Source organism: Olleya sp. KKT75 (assembly GCF_055635485.1).
Window position 1 is genome coordinate 221,034 of sequence record NZ_CM145759.1, and the last position, 20,965, is coordinate 241,998.

Here is a 20,965-nt window from a genome sequence, read left to right on the forward strand (position 1 = left end):
GAGGTAAATTATTAAAACTACTGTGTTTAGCATAACCTAAAGCTTCATAAACACAATTGTATTTAAAAAAACACCATGCAAATATTTCATTTTAAATCATTTAAGCCAAACTATTAGCCATTATGCTTAATTTCTGTGAAAACTAAAAAAAATATAACAGCTAGCAGGTGATTTGATAAACACTGTTACACCCGTAATTACTTTATAAAAATACCTTTAACACGTGCAAACAATGACTTTGGCTTTTCATTATCTTCATGATATCCATTACCATAAGCGCCATAGCCATAACCGTAGCCATATCCGTAACCATACCCATACTTTCCTTTTTGATCGTAAAAATTATATAGGAAACTGATGTTTTTAACTTCGCCTTTATTATGCTTACTATTAATTAAGGATAGCATTTCCTTTTTTGTATAGTCTTGTCTTACCACATATAAAGAGGCATCTGCATACTCAATCAACTCTAAAGCATCAGCCACTAACCCTACAGGTGGTGTATCCAACACAATATAATCGTACCTAGCTTTTAGCTCTGCTATAAAACGATCCATTTGTTCGCCAATTAATAACTCTGAAGGATTTGGCGGAATTGGACCTGACGTAATCACATCTAAATGGTCTACTTTGGTTTTTTGAATAATGTCATCCAACGGTTTTTGACCTATCAAATAGTTAACTGCTCCAATCTGGTTGTTAATCTCAAAGTCGCCAAATATTTTAGGTTTACGCAAATCTAATCCTACCAACACGGTTTTCTTTCCGCTTAAAGCGAAAACAGATGCAATATTAATAGAACAAAAGGTTTTACCTTCTCCACTGACTGAAGAGGTTACCATTACCGTTTTAGTGCCTTCTAAATCATGCTTTTTATAAATAAACTGCAGACTAGAACGTACAGCTCTAAAGGCTTCTGCTACTGCTGATTTAGGTTTGTTGAATACTGCTAAATTATTAACAGAATCATTTTTACCAACAACACCCAATACTGGTATTCTGGCAAGCTTCTCTAAATCTTTAGGAGCATGTATTTTATTATCAAAAAAAGTAATAATAAACGCGATAAATAAAATAGGTAGTAACGCTGCCAATACTGCAAATATGTACCTAATATTAAGGTTAACCGCATTACGACCTTGACCAATATCTTTAGCTGGCTCTATTAAAATAATATCCGAAATATTAGAGGCCTTGATTAAATCTGCCTCCCCACGTTTTGCTAAATACAAATTATAGGTGCTTTGACTTAACAGGTATTCGCGTTCTATAGATTCTAACTTTTGCTGATTTTCTGGTAATGTTGAAAACTTACTCTCCGTGCTATAAATCCTAGAATTAATAGATTGTAATTGGTACCCAATATTGGTTTTTACCGAAGCAATATTTTCTAACATCACACTTTTAAGTGATGCAATTTGATTATTTAAATCTCCAAACACAGACACGTTATCACGTACCGAAGATTCTAATGTAGATTTTTGAATGGATAAACTAACAATTTTTGAGATACTAGATTGTATGTTAGGATCATCAATACCTTGTAATGCTGGTGCAGGAAAGCTAGTAAAATCTTGACTTGTGGTTACATAATTTTTAAGCAAATCATAAGACATTAGTTTTTGACTTAAAATTTCTTTCTGTCCATTATACTCTTCAATTTTACCAGATAGTAGTTCACTTTCGTTTTCAAGATTAAAAATCTTATTACTACGCTTAAAATCGTTTAACGAATCTGCTTTTCTATTAAGTTGTCCTTTAACACGCGCTAATTGCTTGTCAATAAAAGCAACCGTATTAATAGCATATTGATTTTTACGTTGTAACTGATCACGCTCCAATATAAACACAGAGGTATTTATATAGTCTACAATTTTAGCTTTGTTTTTATTGGTTAATCGTGTAACTAATAACGGAGAATTTTGCTGATTTGTAACTGCATAATTATTTACAAACGAAGATACAGTCGCATTAAAATTAGTATACTGTATAAAAAATTCTTGCCCTTTACTAACTGACGCATTTTCTTTTTTAACCACACTCCCTTTAAAGAAAGGTAAATCTATATATTGGTCAAATGCATAGGTTTTAGAAAAGGTTGGATTACCTAATGGTATAGTCTTAAATGTTTTGTCTTGAAAATTTTGTGCAGTTACGCTTTGTGCTTCTCCAAAATCATAAGACAACTCAAAAGACGTCTGATCTATAAACACAATTTTAATAGGTTGCCCAATGACTTGGTAGGCACTGTCCAATCCAACAAATTTAAATGGGTTACTTCCGTAAATGTCCGTTTTATAAAAGCGCCCTTGTTTAAGATAAGATAAATACAGGTCTAGACTATCAACTACTTTTTCGTGGTGTTTTCTGGATTTTAAATTAAGTAATACCTCTTGCACTTTTCCTGAAATACCACCATAATTAAATACTAAACTAGTATTAGAGGTGAATAATGGGTTTTTATCATCTTGAACCGTCAAAGAAGCATCTAATGTATACGGAAACTCGCGTCTTATATTTTGTTGATACACAACATAAAACCCTACAATTAGAGCCAAAACAAACCATTTCCAATAACTTATGGTTCTAAAAACAAATGCTTTAAAATCAAAAACCTGAACACCGTTACCTTCCAATTGTTCTTCCATAATTATAGATTACGTGCTAAAAAGTAAGTACTAACCAGTACTGAAAAAATACTAGCAATAGTGGTTAGTGTTTGTGTCGCAGTTTGCCCAGCACCTATAGATTTACGTTTTAATGGTTTAACCATAATTAAATCGTTAGGCTGGATATAATAAAACTCAGATTGCATTGCTGAAATATCTGTCAAATCAATATGATGTATTTTTTGACCATTAGGATATTGTCTAACAATTAATACATCTTTACGGTCTCCTGTATCCAATATATCTCCTGCGTTAGCAATAGCCTCTAAAATATTAACACGGTCTTGATACAGTACTTTAATACCTTTACTACCAATTTCTCCTAATGTGGTGTACTTTAATCCTGATAATTTTACAGTGACAAAAATCTTAGCGGTCTCTTTTAAATATTTTTGAAGAATAACGTCTTTTACTTTTACCTCTACTTCGTCCGTAGTAAATCCTAACACATTGATTTCTCCTAAAATAGGAAACTCTATATTACCATGTAAATCTACAGTAAACCCATTATAGTATAAAGACTGATCTGTGTCACCAACAGCACTAGTGGTTGGATTAAAAATTTGCACAAGCTCGTTAATTTCCTTTTTTTCGGCTTTAACGTTTACGCTTAATAAATCATTAACCTGCACACGATACGGTGTTGCTAAAGCTTGAATTTGAAGAGAGTCGTTTATAACGGTGCCTTTATCCTGAAGATAAACAACATCTTTTTGAGTAATACAAGAGGTACTTAAAAGACCAAGTACTACGACAATACACACTATAATTTGCTTCATATTGAGGCGTTTGTTTAGTCACAAATATAACCTTTCGTCGTGAAAAACAAAACTTTTACCGTGCATTTGGTATTTAAACCAAGATGTCAATCAAAATAGCTGTTTTAAGGTAATGGCTTTCACTTTTAGACCTCTAAATAACAACTTTTTACTTTTCACTTTCTACATTTCACTTATAATAACCATCTTTGTAAAAAAAACACCCATTGAATTATCTAACTGTAGAAAATATCGCTAAATCTTATGGCGAATTAACATTATTTGAAGGCCTATCTTTTAGCGTCCATAAAGACCAAAAGATTGCATTTGTCGCAAAAAATGGAACCGGAAAAACATCGATACTTAATATGCTAGCTGGTTTTGATGTACCAGATACTGGTAAGATTATTTACCGAAAAGATATCAAGGTGGCTTTTTTACCTCAAGATCCTAAGTTAGACGATACGTTAACTATTGAGGAATCTATTTTTAACGCAGACAACCCTGTGTTAGATATTATAAAAAACTACGAAAAAGCGTTATTAAATCCTGAAGATGAAGATGCCTACCAAAAAGCGTTTGAGCAAATGGATAGACATAATGCATGGGATTTTGAAACACAATACAAGCAAATATTGTCTAAATTAAAATTAGATGATTTAACGCAAAAAATTAGCGTGCTATCTGGTGGACAAAAAAAACGTCTAAGTTTAGCCAATGCGTTAATTAATAAGCCGGATCTATTAATTTTAGATGAGCCTACCAACCATTTAGATTTAGAAATGATCGAATGGCTAGAAGCCTTTTTTGCTAAAGAAAACATTACTTTATTTATGGTTACCCACGACCGTTTTTTCTTAGAACGTGTGTGTAACGAAATTATAGAATTAGACCACGGTCAATTATATAACTACAAAGGAAACTACACTTATTATCTTGAAAAAAAGGAAGAGCGTATTGCTAGAGAACAAGTAGAGACCGGAAAAGCAAAACAATTATTTAAGAAAGAATTGGTTTGGATGCGTCGTCAACCTAAAGCACGTACCACTAAATCTAAATCTAGAATAGACGATTTTACCGAAATAAAACATAAAGCCTCCCAACGAAGAAATGACCATGTAATTGAGCTTGAGCTTAACATGGAACGTTTAGGAAGCAAAATTGTCGAGTTAGTTAAACTATCTAAATCGTTTAAAGACAAAATTATTTTAGACAAGTTTGATTATAATTTTCAGCGTGGAGAACGTGTCGGAATCATTGGTAAAAACGGAACAGGAAAGTCTACTTTTCTAAACATGCTAACCAATACAACACAGCCAGATAGTGGTAAAATACTAACTGGAGAAACCGTTAAGTTTGGGTACTACACACAAGCTGGTATTACACCTAAACCTGATCAAAAGGTTATTGATGTTGTTAGAGATTTTGGGGATTATATCCCATTAAAAAAAGGACGTCAAATTAGTGCACAACAATTATTAGAACGCTTTTTATTTGACAGAAAAAAGCAATATGATTTTGTTGAAAAACTGAGTGGTGGAGAACGTAAACGTCTGTACTTATGTACAATTTTAATACAAAACCCTAACTTTTTAATTCTTGATGAACCTACAAACGATCTGGATATTGTAACCTTAAACGTACTAGAATCTTTTCTATTAGATTTCCCGGGATGTTTGATAGTGGTATCGCATGACCGTTATTTTATGGACAAGATTGTAGACCATTTATTAGTATTTAAAGGAGAAGGTAAAGTCGAAGATTTTCCAGGAAACTATTCGGATTACCGTACTTACGAAGACAGTAAAGCGCCAGAAATAGCAGGAAATTCAGACGATAAAAAAGAAAAGAAAAACTGGAAAAAAGAGAATAACAAAGTCACTTTATCTTACAACGAACAAAAGGAATACAAAAACCTAGAAAGTAAAATAAAATCGTTAGAATTTGACAAAAAGGAAATGGAACAAAAATTTCTAGATCCAGATTTAAGTCAAGATCAAATTACAGAATTCTCAAATAAAATTCAAGGTATTATTGATAGCATCGAAGAAAAAGAAATGCGTTGGTTAGAATTAACCGAGAAAATGGAAGGATAAATTATCCATATACGATACAAAACAACTCTCCTCTTTAGTTAAAGAGGAGAATGAATTTTAATTTCCCAAATAAGGAAATTATAAGAAAGAGGAGTTTGAACTAACATCAGAATGAGTAAGACTTACCAAATACAATCCTACTTTAATTTTTTAAAACGCTCCACCAATCAACATGGTGTGCACTCCCCTTTTGTTTATGATTTAGTAACTAAGTGTTTTTACGACAAAAAAAAGCACTCCGCTTACAAAACCATAAAAAATTACAGAACACAATTACTACAAAACACCTCTACTATTGACGTTACCGATTTAGGATCAGGTAGCCAAGTCTTTAAAAACAACAAAAGAGTCATTTCTAAAATGACTAAAGTCGCTGGGTCTAGTTATAAAGACGCCAAATTACTGTATCGTATCGCGCATTACTTTAAGTGTCATACCATTCTAGAACTTGGTACTTCTCTAGGTATTGCAACGCAAGCACTGGCACTTGGCAATCCAAAAGCAAAGATTACTACTGTGGAAGGCTGTCTTAATGTTTCGGCTGTAGCCAAAACCCAATTTAAAACGTTCGACTTAAAACATATTACTTTAAAAACAGGCGATTTTGCAGAGGTTATCAGGGATTTAAAAACTAAAACATTAGACTTTGTCTATTGCGATGGTAACCATACCAAGCAAGCAACATTGCAGTATTTTGAAATGCTATTGCCTAAAATGCACAACGATTCTGTGTTGATTTTTGATGATATTTATTGGTCAAAAGGAATGACCGATGCTTGGGAAATTATAAAAAACCACCCTCAAGTTACTGTAACCATTGACACCTACAAATTTGGCTTTGTATTTTTCAGGCAAGAACAAGCTAAGGAGCATTTTACAATTAGATTGTAAAGCATTGTTTTTACCACAAAACAACGTTTAAAAAATATAGCTATATTTATCCTATATTAATCTAAACCAACCACTACATGGATAAGTACTATTCTCCTTCAGGGAAATTTGACCCAAAAGCAATTCTTTATTTTATTCTAATCTCAGTAATAGCAATGCCACTTTTAGGTTTAGCCTATTCTTACGCTATTTGGTACATTCCAATAATCTATCTTAATTTTTTAATTGCAGGAGCTGTCGGTTTTGCTATTGCTTGGCTAATATCAAAGTTTGTTATTAAACTAGGAAAAGTAAGAAACAAAGCATTGGCTGTTATTTTTGCGCTTTTAGCAAGTATTATCGCGCTCTATTCTTCTTGGGTCGTTTGGGCGGACCTAGTTATTAACATGGGAGAAAGTTATGGAACTTCTAGAATAGGTATCACTGCAAGTAATGTTGATGTCAATCAATTATACATTTTAGCCACCAACCCAGCAACTTTATTTGAATTAATAGCTAATATAAACGAATACGGTACTTGGGGCATAAAATCAACAACCGTTAGCGGAACCATTTTAACTATTATTTGGATTATAGAAGCACTATTAATTATTGGGGTAACACTACTTTTAACTAACGGGTCCAGAGTACCATTTTGCGAGTTATCTAACAAATGGTTTGAATCTAAAAACCTACCACCTTTTAATGTTGTAGAAAATAGAGGCGAATTAATTAAAGCTATTGAAAGTGGCGATCCTACAGCTTTTGACACCCTTGCTTTAGTAACAAAAGCAGACCAAGACCATAGTGTATTTACGTTGTTTTCTTCAAGTAATAATGAAAATTATCTAACGGTAAACAACATGAAAGGGAAGTTTAATAAAGACGGTGAATTAGAGTTTGATGATACGTTGCTTGTTGAAAACATTTATATAAACAACGAATTAAAAAACAAACTAGTAAACGTTAAGGACATTATTAAACCCACCTTAGATTCCGAAGAAACAATAATAGAAGACAAAATAATAACCGAATAATAGTATTGACTAACATTAAATTGTAGTTAAATTTTTAAGTTTTAATCTTTTTAACTTTTAACTTGCGTCACATGAAAATATACACTAAAACAGGAGATAAAGGTACGACAGCTTTATTTGGAGGCACACGTGTACCAAAACACCATATTAGAATTGATAGCTACGGAACGGTAGACGAACTAAACTCGTACATCGGTTTGATGAGAGATCAAGACATCAATCAAATCTATAAAGACATCTTAATAATTATTCAAGATAAATTATTTACGGTTGGTGCGGTATTGGCAACAGACCCTGAAAAAGCGATTCTTAAAAATGGAAAAGAGCGTTTAAACATCAATAAAATATCTGATGATGACATTGCTTTACTAGAACGTGAAATGGACGCTATGAACCTTGAATTACCACCTATGACACACTTTGTGTTACCTGGCGGTCATCAAACTGTGTCATTCTGTCACATAACCAGAACGGTATGCAGACGTGCAGAACGCTTAGCATCAGCGCTTAACGATTTAGAACCTTTTGAGGCTAATACTTTAAAATACTTAAACCGTCTTTCTGACTATCTTTTTGTCTTGGCACGAAAGTTGTCTCATGACTTACAAGCAGACGAAGTAAAGTGGATTCCAAAAAAAACGTAATCAATTTTATAAAGAACTGTGATTAGTAACACTGCAAAATACTTTAGTATCAATTAGTTTGGTTTTAAAGACGTTCTTTTATTTAATGAAAAAATAATTCACTTTTTTCTTGACTATTTAAACAAAAAATTTACTTTTGCAAAAATTAAATCCTATTAAGAAATGTATTGGACATTAGAACTAGCATCTTATTTAAGTGATGCACCTTGGCCAGCAACTAAAGATGAGCTTATTGATTACGCTATAAGAACAGGCGCACCTTTAGAAGTTGTAGAAAATTTACAATCAATAGAAGACGAAGGTGATTCGTACGACTCTATAGAAGAAATTTGGCCAGATTATCCAACTGACGAAGATTACCTCTGGAATGAGGACGAGTATTAATAACACACAAATAGTATCAAAAAAGTCTCAATTAGAGACTTTTTTTGTGCTTTAAAATTTAGCCAAACGCGGCTAAAAACGTATATTTAACCACTTTTATTGACAGTCTATTTAACTCAGACTTAAAATAAAACCAAGTCGACTGCGCTCGCTGTGACAGTCGTTAACAATAAATAAACTAAAAATGTCATGCTCAGCGCTAACCACGCACTGATTTAAGACATAAAACAGAATATAACTATGAGTTTTTTAAATTCCGTACTAAAAGTATTTGTCGGCGACAAGTCTAAACAAGACGTCAAAGCCATTACACCTATAGTAAATAAAATTAAAACCTTTGAAAAGGCTATGATAGCCTTATCTCACGATCAATTAAGAGCTAAAACAGACGAGTTTAAAGCTATTATTGCGGAAGCACGCCAACCGTTTAATTCTAAAATTGAAACACTTCAAGCAGAAGCTAATGCAACTGAGGATATTGACAAGCGAGAAGACATCTATCAAGCTATTGATAAAATTAAAGATGAATCTTACACCGCTACAGAAGAGACTTTAAACAAAATATTACCTGAAGCGTTTGCAGTAGTTAAAGAAACAGCTAGACGTTTTAAGGACAACACAAACATAACAGTAACTGCTAATGAGTTTGACAGAACTATTTCTGGAGAAAAAGATTTTGTAACCTTAGAAGGTGACAAAGCACATTGGGCTAACTCTTGGGATGCTGCTGGTAAAGCCATTACTTGGGACATGGTACACTATGATGTACAACTTATTGGTGGGGTTGCTATGCACCAAGGTAAAATTGCAGAGATGCATACGGGAGAAGGTAAAACGTTAGTGGCAACACTTCCTGTTTATTTAAATGCTTTAGCTGGTAAAGGTGTGCATTTAGTAACGGTAAACGACTACTTAGCAAAACGTGATAGTGCTTGGATGGCTCCAATATTTAACTTTCATGGTTTAAGTATTGACTGTATTGATTACCATCAACCAAATAGTGACGCCCGTCGTAAAGCCTATAACTCAGACATTACTTATGGTACCAATAACGAGTTTGGTTTTGACTACCTACGTGATAACATGGCACATGCTACTGGAGATTTAGTACAACGCCCACACCACTACGCTATTGTAGATGAGGTGGATTCTGTATTAATTGATGATGCACGTACACCTTTAATTATTTCTGGTCCAATACCAAAAGGTGATGAGCATGAGTTTACAGAGCTTAAACCTAAAGTAGATGATATTGTAAATACACAACGTAAATATCTAACTCAGGTTTTAGTTGAAGCTAAAAAATTAATTGGAGAAGGAGATACTAAAGAAGGTGGATTTAAATTATTACAAGTTTACAGAGGTATTCCTAAAAACAAAGCATTAATTAAGTTTTTAAGTGAAGACGGTGTAAAACAACTTCTTCAAAAAACAGAAAACTATTACATTCAAGACAACAATCGCGAGATGCCTAAGGTTGATGCTGATTTGTACTATGTAATTGAAGAGAAAAACAATCAAATTGAATTAACGGATAAAGGTGTCGATTACATTTCTGGAAAAGACAACCCTGACTTTTTTGTGATGCCAGAAATTGGTATTGAAATTGCAAAAATTGAAGCTAAAGGTTTATCTACTGAAGACGAAGCTGAAGCTAAAGAAGATTTATTCCGTGATTTTGGAATCAAATCAGAACGTATTCATACACTTAACCAATTGCTTAAAGCCTATGCTTTATTTGAAAAAGACACACAATATGTGGTCATGGAAAATAAAGTAATGATTGTTGACGAGCAAACAGGTCGTATTATGGATGGGCGTCGTTATAGCGATGGATTACACCAAGCTATTGAAGCCAAAGAAAATGTAAAGATTGAAGATGCAACGCAAACTTTTGCAACGGTAACGCTTCAAAATTACTTCAGAATGTACAAAAAACTGTCAGGTATGACAGGTACAGCGGTAACGGAAGCTGGAGAATTCTGGGAAATCTATAAATTAGATGTTGTCGAAATTCCGACTAACAGACCAATTGCTAGAGATGACAGACAGGATTTAGTTTACAAAACTAAACGTGAAAAATATAATGCAGTTGTAGACGAGGTTACAAAACTATCACAACAAGGACGTCCAGTATTAATTGGTACAACGTCTGTAGATATCTCTGAATTACTAGGTAAGATTTTAGCACAACGTAAAGTACCACACAACGTATTAAACGCCAAGCAACATAAAAAAGAAGCAGAAATAGTTGATCAAGCTGGTAAACCAGGTCAGGTAACTATTGCTACAAACATGGCTGGTCGTGGTACGGATATTAAATTATCTGAAGCAGTTAAAGCAGCAGGTGGTTTAGCAATTATTGGTACAGAACGTCACGATTCACGTCGTGTAGACCGTCAGTTACGTGGTCGTGCTGGTCGTCAAGGAGATCCAGGAAGCTCACAATTTTACGTGTCTCTTGAAGATAACTTGATGCGTTTATTTGGATCAGAGCGTATTGCTAAGATGATGGACCGTATGGGATTAGAAGAAGGCGAAGTGATTCAGCATTCTATGATTTCTAAATCTATTGAGCGTGCACAGAAAAAAGTTGAAGAAAATCAATTTGGAGTACGTAAGCGTTTATTAGAATATGATGATGTGATGAACTCGCAACGTGAAGTTGTATACAAGCGTCGTTATAACGCCTTATTTGGAGAGCGTCTGCGTGTAGATTTAGCAAATATGATTTATGATACCTCTGAAGGTATTGCAGAGTCTAATAAAGCTGCTAGTGACTTTAAGAATTTTGAATTTGAATTGATTAGATATTTCTCAATGTCTTCTCCAATTACAGAAGCAGAATTTAATAAAATGTCTCCTTTAGATATTGCACAAAACATTTACAAAGCTGGTTTTAAACACTACAAAGAGAAAATGGGAAGAAATGCTGACATTGCATTTCCTATTATTGAAAATGTTTACGAAAACCAACGTGACAGATATAAGCGTATCGTTGTTCCTTTTACAGATGGTGTAAAAAACATACAAGTTGTAACAGACTTAGAAAAAGCTTACGAAACAAAAGGAAAACAATTAGTTACAGATTTTGAAAAAAATATCTCTTTAGCTATTATTGATGATGCTTGGAAAACACATTTACGTAAAATGGACGAGCTTAAACAATCTGTGCAGTTAGCTGTACACGAGCAAAAAGATCCTTTATTAATTTACAAATTTGAAGCTTTCGAATTATTTAAGGAAATGATTGACCAGGTTAACAAAGAAGTAATTTCTTTCTTATTTAAAGGAGAATTACCAACTGAAACAACCAATGCCATAAGCGAAGCTAAAGAAGTACGTAAAAAGGAAAACTTACAAACACAAAAAGAAGAAATCCAAAACTTAGACGAACGTTCTGCACAAAACAGAGCTGCCTCTAATACGCAACCTCAGCAGCAAGTGGTAGAAACAATTGTTAGAGACCAGCCAAAAATTGGTCGTAATGACAAAGTAACAATCAAACACATTATTACTGGAGAAAACAAAACAGTTAAGTACAAACAAGCAGAACCTTTAATTACTAAAGGGGAATGGGTAATAGTTAACGATTAAGTTAATTACTAACATTAGTACTACTTTAAATACAAAATCCCGATACTAATTTAGTATCGGGATTTTTTTTTGAATGCCCTCTCCTACTTATTTCTATTAGGAGATTAAATATAATTTTGTAAATTGAATAACTAACCAACTCCTGTTTGAGTAACAATACTTACCACCATGCTTAAAAATATTTTAGCCACCATTGTAGGATTTGTAGTTGCATCTGCAACAGTATACTTAATCGAAACATTATTAGGACACACCTTTTATCCATTACCCGATACTATAGACCCAAATAATATGGAGTCCCTAAAAGCAAACTTACATTTAGTGCCTAATGGCGCCAAAGTATTTGTTGTAATTGCTCATTTTTCAGGTATATTATTAGGGATGTTAGTTGCTGGAATAATTTCTAAAACAAGCATGATACCGGCTTATATCGTTGGTGGACTTATGGTTATTGCTACTGCTGCCACTATTATAATGCTACCTAAAGCGTTATGGTTTTCAGTAAGCGATGGACTACTAGCAATCGCTGCTTTTTTCTTTGGAAAATCGTTAGCAGCAAGACATGTCTTTGGTGCGTTGGTCTAAATTTTACTAAGAAAATTTACTATTTAACGTTGCTACAATGGCAGCCATATTTTCATTTTTAGCCTTTTTTTCTAAAAATATAGCTGGCACCTCTCTAACCTTGCAATCTGTGATTGGACAACGCTCGCAAGTAACACCAACATTCTGGGTTGCAATGTTACCATCCTCTAAAAAATTAAGCTTACGTTGTAACTGTTTATTAATTAACAAACCTACACTTATACTTCGGTAGTGGTTATCTCTAAACGGATCTTTTGTAGCAGATGATAAGACTAAATACTTCACGCCATCATCCTGATAATTAGAAATTTGAACATCAAATTCGTGAGTATTATTACCTAAACTTATGTCTTTTAACTTTTGTAAAGACACCCAACGTCTGCAATAATGCTCATTAGTTTCGTTGGCATGAGGCGATTGTTGATGTGACAAATGCAACTCTTTAGTAAGATAAAATTTATTACTATTCGCTTTATGCGTAAATCTTAAAAAGAAAAGGTTTTGAATATTAAATGCTTTAGGTAATATATTAGTTAAGCGTTGATAAAAAGATTCAGGAGAGCCATTAAAACTATTAATAGCCTCTAAAAACAAATTAGCATCAAAGGTGTCTTTTTCAAAAACAGTACTTAATTTGGCTTTAATTTTAGCGCTAGGTATAATTAATGCACCTGCAAAATAAGAGGCATAAAAATTATTTAAAACTTGATCAAACGTATCAAACTTGATCCAAGGAAAAGTATACAAGCGCTCTTTTATATCCAAAAAATTATAAGCCAACTCTTTTGCAAAAATAAAGTTACGTTGTGCTTCGTCAATTTCATTAGACAGCAACAACGTCTTTGTTTTAGGCACTAACAAGGATCGTAATTTACCCAAAGCGTCATAGTTGCTTAACTCATTATCTAGAATAGTATAACCAAATTCTTCTACAAGTATTTCTTTTAAATCTTGAGATCTAACCGTCTGATCTAAATCTACCTGATAGGCTTTTGCAAACTTTAAAACACTTTGCTCTAAATCTTCAAAGTAATTATTATTAGCCTCTTGAAAAGATCTTACAGAAGCTAAAAAAAAACTTTCGCGACTAAAATTATAATTCTTTGCAATTTTAATAATAGTACTAATAAACGCGTTGACTTTTGCTGGTGCATTTGCCACAATGTCTATCAAGTTGCTTTCTTTAATACCAAAAAGTTCTAAAGGTATTTCTTTTAAAATTTTAGATTGTAACAAATCACCAATTGGCGCTAAGTTTTTATCTAGCTTTAAAGACACCATTTGATCATATGGTACATCTAGTTTTTCTGAAAGAATAGCAATTTTATCAGGTTTTGGATATTTTTTTCCATTTTCTATTTCGTTTAAATACGACTTAGATAATCCTGAAAGTTTAGACAGCCCAAACAATGATAATTTTTTATCAGTCCTTATCTGCTTTAGCTTTAAGCCAAATATCAATTTAATATAATCTTCTTGCATAATAGCAAATATACTCTTTTTTGCGAATATTCAATTTCAGCGAAAAATCATTTTTAGCGAACGTTCGCTTATTTTATTAAAATCTTTGTTATACTATTGTCATATAAAATCATAACATCATGGAAAACACACTTTTAAAATCTCCTAAGATTACATTCTCTAAAGACGTTACAAATTACTATCCTGAAATTTTAACTGATGAAGCACTTACTTTTCTAAATGCACTTCATGAAAATTTTAATTCTGAACGCTTAGAATTATTAAAAAAACGTATCGAGCAACAACAAATTTTTGATAGTGGTCAATTCCCAAAATTCCCAAAAGAAACAAAAGCTATTAGAACATCAGATTGGACTGCTGGCACTATCCCTCATGATTTACAAGACCGTCGTGTCGAAATCACAGGACCTGTGGACAGAAAAATGATTATTAATGCTCTAAACTCAGGTGCCAAAACATTTATGGCCGATTTAGAAGACAGTAACGCGCCGACATGGGATAATGCTATATCTGGACAGCAAAACTTAATAGACGCTAACAACAAAACCATTTCTTTAAAGGATTTAAAACGAAATAAATCATACAAACTAAATCCTGAAACAGCTGTTTTAATGGTAAGACCAAGGGGCTTGCATTTAAACGAAAGACATATTACTATTAATCACGAAGAAGCCTCTGGAAGCTTAGTGGATTTTGGATTATACGTGTTTCACAACACAAAGACGCTATTAGATAATAATACAGCGCCTTACTTTTATCTACCAAAATTAGAACACTATTTAGAAGCACGTTGGTGGGATGCAGTTTTTACATTTGCTGAAGCGTATTTAAAAGTACCACACGGTACGTTTAAAGCAACTGTCTTAGTAGAAACGATTACTGCTAGTTTTCAGTTAGACGAAATAATCTTTGAACTTAAAGACCATATCGTTGGGTTAAACTGTGGACGATGGGATTATATTTTCTCTTTTATCAAAAAATTTAGAAACCATCCCAATTTTGTGGTACCTAATCGTGATCAAGTCACTATGACGTCCCCATTTATGGATGCGTATTCTAAATTAGTGATACAACGTTGTCACAAAAGAGGCATTTTGGCTATTGGTGGAATGGCTGCACAAATCCCAATAAAAAATGATGAATATGCTAATATTGTTGCCTTAGAAAAAGTAAGAGTAGATAAAGAACGTGAAGTTAAAAATGGACACGATGGGACGTGGGTAGCACATCCTGCATTAGTTGCTGTTGCTATGCGTGAATTTAATAAGTACATGCCAAATCCAAATCAATTAGAAGTCACCAGAAATGACATTACAATAACCGAACAAGATTTAGTAGAAATACCCAAAGGAACGATTACCGAAGCCGGCATACGCAAAAATATAAACGTTGGTATTTTATATACTGAAGCTTGGCTACGAGGTTATGGCGCTGTTGCGCTTTACAATTTAATGGAAGATGCAGCTACTGCTGAAATTTCACGAACTCAAGTTTGGCAATGGTTAAAAAACGAAGTCACTCTTGAAGATGGACGTTCATTTAATGTAGACTTATATCAAGAATTATTTAATGATGAAGTAGAAAAAATTGTTACCGAGTACGGTGAAGACACAATAAAAAACACAAAATTCAAACTAGCAATCTCTCTGTTTGACCAATTAGTAACCGCTGATAAATTTGAAGAATTTTTAACGCTTCCTGCTTACAAATACCTATAAAAAAAACAATCCTGCGATTGCTGTAACAATCAACAGGATCTAATTATTAATAAAAAATAACGTATTACAAAATTATGAAAAATTTAGCACAATCAAATTATAGTTCGGCTTTAGAAACCGTTAGAAATCTAAAAGCAAAGTATGGCAGTACTTGGAATGCCATACGACCAGAAAGCGCAGCAAGAATGGCTACTCAAAACCGCTTTAAAACAGGTTTAGATATTGCAAAATATACGGCTGGTATTATGAGAGCAGATATGGCAGCATATGATGCAGATCACTCAAACTATACGCAATCTTTAGGGTGCTGGCACGGGTTTGTGGCACAACAAAAAATGATTGCAGTAAAAAAACACCACAAAACAACAAGCAAGCGCTATTTATATTTGTCTGGATGGATGGTTGCAGCATTACGTTCGGAATTTGGACCATTACCAGATCAGTCTATGCATGAAAAAACAGCAGTGCCAAGTCTAATTGCAGAAATCTATGATTTTTTACGTCAAGCAGATGCCATAGAATTAAATGATTTATTTAAAAGACTTGAAAATGGAGAAAATGTGCAAGATCAAATTGATAATTTTGAAACCCATATCGTACCAATTATAGCAGATATTGATGCCGGTTTTGGTAATGAAGAAGCTACTTATTTACTAACAAAAAAAATGATTGAAGCAGGCGCATGTGCTATACAAATTGAAAACCAAGTATCTGATGCTAAACAATGTGGACATCAAGATGGTAAAGTAACTGTACCACACGAAGATTTTACTGCAAAATTAAATGCCATTAGATATGCCTTTTTAGAATTAGGCGTGGATGAGGGTGTTATTGTTGCAAGAACAGATTCTGAAGGTGCTGGATTAACCCAGAAACTACCAGTTAGTCAAGAACCAGGAGATTTAGCATCACAATATTTAGCATTTGTCGAAGCTGAAGAAATCGCCATTACTGATGCCAAAGAAGACGATGTACTACTAAAAAGAGACGGGAAACTAGTAAGACCTGTAAGATTAGCCAATGGTTTATACAAATTCAAAGACGGTACAAATATAGATCGTGTCGTTTTAGACTGTATAACAAGCTTGCAAAATGGTGCTGATTTATTATGGATAGAAACGCCAACACCAAACGTAAAACAAATTGCACATATGGTTAATCGCGTAAAAGCTGTAATACCTAATGCTAAATTGGTTTACAACAACTCACCATCATTTAACTGGACATTAAACTTCCGTAATCAAGCTTATCAAGAGATGCTTGCAGAAGGTGAAGATGTAACAGCTTACGACCGTAATAATTTAATGGCTGCAGAATATGATAACACAGAATTATGTTTTCGTGCAGATCAAAAAATTAAAACATTCCAAAAAGATGGCGCTAGAGAGGCTGGAATATTCCACCACCTAATTACACTACCAACCTACCATACCACTGCGTTGCATATGAATGATTTAACGAAAGGTTATTTTGGCGAAGATGGGATGTTAGCTTATGTAAAGGATGTACAAAGACAAGAAATCCGCAAAGGCGTGTCTTGCGTCAAACACCAAAGAATGGCAGGTTCTGATCTTGGAGATGATCATAAAACGTTTTTTGCAGGTGACAAAGCTTTAAAAGCAGGCGGAGAAAACAACACGTCAAATCAATTTGAAAGCAAAACAAACACTATATCAAAAGCTGTTTCAGCAGCATAACTATTAACATTGTTAGCGCACTTTATTTAAACACACAAACCTATTAACAACTTAGGTTTGTGTGTTTTTATTTATACTGCACATATTACAACTGACGCAAAGACAAATTAACAACTTGAAATTATCCTTTTTTTAATTAACTTCGTTTGACTTTTAATAAAATTCTATAAAACAGGATCTTATTAACTATACATCAAACCAAACTACCAATTATGTTAAAAACTCCAGTTATTCACCCTACAATTATGGAAGCGTTAGCGCGCTCAGGTCATTTTGCACAAGTTGTCATTGCTGACGGTAATTTACCTGTTGGCGCCATGACAGGTCCAAACTCGACAACAGTCCACCTCAACTTTCGTCCTGGATTGTTAGATGCGCTTACCGTACTTAAAGGTCTAATAGAAGTCTGTCCTTTTCAAGGCGCCATTGTTATGGAAAAACCTGCTGAAGCAAATGCAGAAATACATGACGCTTATAAAAAAGCGCTTGGAGATGTTACATGGGATGAGATGGAACGTTGGGCTTTTTATGACAAAATTAAAGCCCCAGAAACGACTTTAATAATTCAAACCGGAGAGCAACGTCGCTTTGCCAATTTGATTTTAACTGTAGGTGTTGTAAAAATGGCTGAAGAAAGTGGTTTTTAATAAGATCACTTTACAAATTTAAAAGACAAGCTTCTACTTAAAAACCTTTATACCACACCAGTTTTTAATACAAAACCTATCCCAAACCCATGAAAGAACAATTAAAAGTATTTAGAATTATTCATTTAGCATTAGTTGCTGGCTTAGTAGTTGCCTACTTTGTATTAGGTAATTTATCTGACTTTAGTCAATTAAAATTACCAACATTAGATAACGATAACATGATATATTTAGCGATTCCTATCGCTGCTTTTATAATCAGTAATTTGATGTTTAAAATGTTGGTTTCCAAAATAGACAACGCGCTTAGCTTAAAAGAAAAAATAGTACCCTACCAAAGTGCATCTATTGTGCGTTATGCTATTATAGAAGGTGCTGCCTTTTTAATCTTAATACTTAAACCAGAGCTTATTGTTTTTGGACTACTTCTAATTGTATATTTAGCTTTATTAATGCCAACAGAACAACGTATTAAAAGAGATTTACAAATTTTAGATTAATTGTTATACTCCTAAAATTGGTCCTGGATCTACAGTATTTGATTTATAAAAAGCAAGCGTATTTAAACAGCAAACGCCCGGATAGTCTCCAGTCTTATCTTGTATATCCAATATAATCTGAAAGTGTAAATGCGGGGCATAATCTCCGTTTACAGAAGCGTCTCCAAGATGTGCTATGGTTTCGCCTTGAGCAACAGTAGCTCCCACTTTTAAATTAGCTATTGATGCTTCGTTTAAATGCCCGTAAAGTGTATAAAAAGTTTCGTTATTAATGGTATGTTTTACAATAATAGTTGGCCCATAGTCGCCAAAATTGGTGTTATTATTAAAACTATGAATTGTACCATCAAAACAAGATAAAACTGCTGTATTGGCTGGACACCATAAATCTAACCCAATATGGATGTTACGCTGTTCTGCTTCGGCTTGAGCCGAAAAATAAGCACTACGATTATATAGGTTTCTAGTCTCTAAATAGCCGCCAAAAGCAACTTGCTTATTGTGCGCTTTAAGATAATTAGTCATATAAATCTCCCAGGCGGAAGATGATGCCACATCAAAAGTATTTAAATCCTGATTAGCTTTGGATAAATCTATAGCGATATAATCCGATTTTGGGATGGATGCATCTATAACATTTAGAGCTGGTCCAGTCCATTGACTTAAAAAAGAAGAAGGTGTAGTTGAATTCATATTAAAACAATATTGAATTCAAATTTAGAAATTTTATTTAGCAATTACATTACTAAACTTAGCATTTATAATTATGGTTTTACTAGTATTACTATTATCGTTTGGATAATTTTTAATGGTTTTATTAGAGGCTGACACGTTATTAAATTTAGAACGACTACCATTAAAATACAAGTTGTAATCTGTATTTGGCAGCTTTAATTTAGCTTCTGAGTTTTCTAAAACAATGTTTAAATTATTAAAATCTGACGCGATTGTATTAATTAACAAATCTCCAAAACTACCGTTAATCACGGAGTTACCAGACAGGTTATTAACTTCAATATCTGAAGATACCGCATTTAAAATCAGGTTATTTGCATTAGCTATTATAGCATCATCGACATAGTTTAATTTTAACTGACCAGACATCCAGTCTTTTATAGCCACTTTAGCATAAGACACATTAATGGAGGTATTACCCCCATTAATGTGATTAGCTATAAATGATCCATGAGACACGTCCCCTTTTGCGTTTTCCAATGCATTGGCTAATTTTAACTCGCCATGTCTGACGTTTAGTTTTAACTTGGCTTTTTTAGGCATTTTTATAATAATGGTTTTGGTTGTATTATAATCTATGTCCTTAAACAGCTTGTTGCTTTTGTCATTTCCTTTTTTTCCATCGTCCTCAAACTGTGCTTCCATTTTACGTTCAAACTCAGCTTCAAATCGTTTTCCCCAAGCCTCTAACTTAGGTGCAACTTCCTGTTCAAAACGCGCTCCCCAAGCTTCTAATTTAGGAGCAATTTCTTCTTCAAACTTCTTACCAAAATTCTCACCCCACGCTTCCATACTTTTCTCAAAATCATCATCAAATAAGCTTTCTATTTGTTTACCAAAATTTTCGCCCCAAGCTTCCATTTCTTTTTCAAATCTATCAATATCCTCCTGGTTGATGCTTTTTGCCCAAGTTCGCATTTCTTGCTCATAAGCTTCACCATAGTCTTTACGGTATTTTTTACTCCACGTATCTAAATAAGATTCACCTTCGTTTTTATACCTATCGTAATCAAAATCGACATTATAATTCCCGTCCGGAGACTTTGGAATGCGTAATGATTTTAGTTTTTCTGGCAATTCTCCTAAAACATCTAATTGCTCTAACTTTTGTAACAGTGGTCCTAAGTTTATTTCTAATTTTTCTGGCAAGTTAGCCAATGCTTGGATTGACGCTTCATCCAAAATGGTCAAACTCATATCATCAGACCAAATACCCTTAGATCCTTTTGAGGTAATTTTTACATAATCCGAATCTCCAGTTAAGCTAACCTCCCAATTATCTAATGCTTTTTGTAGATCTTCTTTGGATAGTTTTTTACTTTCAATAAAGGCTTCGACCTCGATATAATCTTTATTCCAAGTTTCCACAATAATATTGGTATGACTTGTATTTAGATCTACCGTTACATCACGATCTGCTCTTACAGATTGATCAATTTTACTCATCTTTTGTTGCGCAGTAACACTTAAGGTTACCAACAAAAGGATTGCGCTAAGCGCTATAGTTTTTAATATTTTATAGTGTTTCATTATATTATAATTTTTA

16 protein-coding genes are annotated in these 20,965 nt (G+C 33.5%); 11 read left to right on the forward strand and 5 right to left on the reverse strand.

Annotated features, from left to right (window positions below; translation table 11 throughout):
- Window positions 1–197 precede the first annotated feature (197 nt).
- Together ACZ2G2_RS01030 and ACZ2G2_RS01035 are read right to left on the reverse strand one after the other, a co-directional pair.
- The gene (locus ACZ2G2_RS01030) at window positions 198–2,648 is read right to left on the reverse strand and encodes an exopolysaccharide transport family protein (RefSeq protein WP_470393511.1); all 2,451 of its coding nucleotides are present in this window, start codon (window positions 2,646–2,648) and stop codon (window positions 198–200) included.
- A gap of 2 nt (window positions 2,649–2,650) precedes the next feature.
- Window positions 2,651–3,448: a polysaccharide biosynthesis/export family protein gene (locus ACZ2G2_RS01035; RefSeq protein ID WP_470393512.1), complete on the reverse strand. Its 798-nt coding sequence runs from the start codon at window positions 3,446–3,448 to the stop codon at window positions 2,651–2,653.
- Window positions 3,449–3,654: 206 nt separating this feature from the next.
- Here ACZ2G2_RS01035 and ACZ2G2_RS01040 point away from each other — a divergent pair, with 206 nt between their 5' ends.
- The 7 genes from ACZ2G2_RS01040 to ACZ2G2_RS01070 all read left to right on the forward strand — a co-directional run bounded on the left by ACZ2G2_RS01040 (window position 3,655) and on the right by ACZ2G2_RS01070 (window position 12,640).
- Window positions 3,655–5,523 carry an ABC-F family ATP-binding cassette domain-containing protein gene (locus ACZ2G2_RS01040; protein WP_101202980.1) on the forward strand — a complete coding sequence of 623 codons (1,869 nt, stop codon included), beginning with the start codon at window positions 3,655–3,657 and terminating at the stop codon, window positions 5,521–5,523.
- A gap of 111 nt (window positions 5,524–5,634) precedes the next feature.
- Window positions 5,635–6,414: an O-methyltransferase gene (locus tag ACZ2G2_RS01045; RefSeq protein WP_470393513.1), complete on the forward strand. Its 780-nt coding sequence runs from the start codon at window positions 5,635–5,637 to the stop codon at window positions 6,412–6,414.
- 77 nt (window positions 6,415–6,491) lie between these two features.
- The gene (locus tag ACZ2G2_RS01050) at window positions 6,492–7,430 is read left to right on the forward strand and encodes a hypothetical protein (protein WP_470393515.1); all 939 of its coding nucleotides are present in this window, start codon (window positions 6,492–6,494) and stop codon (window positions 7,428–7,430) included.
- Between the two features lie 71 nt (window positions 7,431–7,501).
- Window positions 7,502–8,074, forward strand: coding sequence for a cob(I)yrinic acid a,c-diamide adenosyltransferase (locus ACZ2G2_RS01055; protein WP_470393516.1), 573 nt, complete (start codon window positions 7,502–7,504; stop codon window positions 8,072–8,074).
- A gap of 162 nt (window positions 8,075–8,236) precedes the next feature.
- Window positions 8,237–8,458, forward strand: coding sequence for a DUF2795 domain-containing protein (locus ACZ2G2_RS01060; RefSeq protein ID WP_006989959.1), 222 nt, complete (start codon window positions 8,237–8,239; stop codon window positions 8,456–8,458).
- Between the two features lie 240 nt (window positions 8,459–8,698).
- The gene (gene secA, locus ACZ2G2_RS01065; protein WP_090839261.1) at window positions 8,699–12,055 is read left to right on the forward strand and encodes a preprotein translocase subunit SecA; all 3,357 of its coding nucleotides are present in this window, start codon (window positions 8,699–8,701) and stop codon (window positions 12,053–12,055) included.
- Between the two features lie 168 nt (window positions 12,056–12,223).
- Window positions 12,224–12,640 (forward strand): hypothetical protein, encoded by a 417-nt coding sequence (locus tag ACZ2G2_RS01070; protein ID WP_272023363.1) that lies wholly within the window; start codon window positions 12,224–12,226, stop codon window positions 12,638–12,640.
- A 6-nt stretch (window positions 12,641–12,646) separates the two neighbouring features.
- On the opposite strand, the gene ACZ2G2_RS01075 is transcribed toward ACZ2G2_RS01070, so the two are convergent.
- Window positions 12,647–14,122 (reverse strand): helix-turn-helix domain-containing protein, encoded by a 1,476-nt coding sequence (locus ACZ2G2_RS01075; RefSeq protein WP_470393518.1) that lies wholly within the window; start codon window positions 14,120–14,122, stop codon window positions 12,647–12,649.
- A 119-nt stretch (window positions 14,123–14,241) separates the two neighbouring features.
- On the opposite strand from ACZ2G2_RS01075, the gene aceB reads away from it, so the two are divergent.
- The 4 genes from aceB (at window position 14,242) to ACZ2G2_RS01095 (ending at window position 18,684) form a co-directional block, all read left to right on the forward strand.
- Window positions 14,242–15,840, forward strand: coding sequence for a malate synthase A (gene aceB, locus ACZ2G2_RS01080; protein ID WP_470393520.1), 1,599 nt, complete (start codon window positions 14,242–14,244; stop codon window positions 15,838–15,840).
- Between the two features lie 74 nt (window positions 15,841–15,914).
- Window positions 15,915–17,537: an isocitrate lyase gene (locus ACZ2G2_RS01085; RefSeq protein WP_470393522.1), complete on the forward strand. Its 1,623-nt coding sequence runs from the start codon at window positions 15,915–15,917 to the stop codon at window positions 17,535–17,537.
- Window positions 17,538–17,749: 212 nt separating this feature from the next.
- Entirely contained in the window at window positions 17,750–18,184 is a 435-nt protein-coding gene (locus ACZ2G2_RS01090) for an RbsD/FucU domain-containing protein (RefSeq protein WP_470393524.1), read from the forward strand.
- An 89-nt stretch (window positions 18,185–18,273) separates the two neighbouring features.
- Window positions 18,274–18,684 carry an MFS transporter gene (locus ACZ2G2_RS01095; RefSeq protein ID WP_090839247.1) on the forward strand — a complete coding sequence of 137 codons (411 nt, stop codon included), beginning with the start codon at window positions 18,274–18,276 and terminating at the stop codon, window positions 18,682–18,684.
- Window positions 18,685–18,687: 3 nt separating this feature from the next.
- Here the strand turns inward: ACZ2G2_RS01095 and ACZ2G2_RS01100 are convergent, their stop codons facing one another.
- Both ACZ2G2_RS01100 and ACZ2G2_RS01105 read right to left on the reverse strand, forming a co-directional pair.
- On the reverse strand, window positions 18,688–19,377 hold the full coding sequence (locus ACZ2G2_RS01100) for a peptidoglycan DD-metalloendopeptidase family protein (protein WP_470393526.1): 690 nt from the start codon (window positions 19,375–19,377) through the stop codon (window positions 18,688–18,690).
- A 33-nt stretch (window positions 19,378–19,410) separates the two neighbouring features.
- Window positions 19,411–20,949 (reverse strand): hypothetical protein, encoded by a 1,539-nt coding sequence (locus ACZ2G2_RS01105; protein WP_470393527.1) that lies wholly within the window; start codon window positions 20,947–20,949, stop codon window positions 19,411–19,413.
- Window positions 20,950–20,965: the final 16 nt, after the last annotated feature.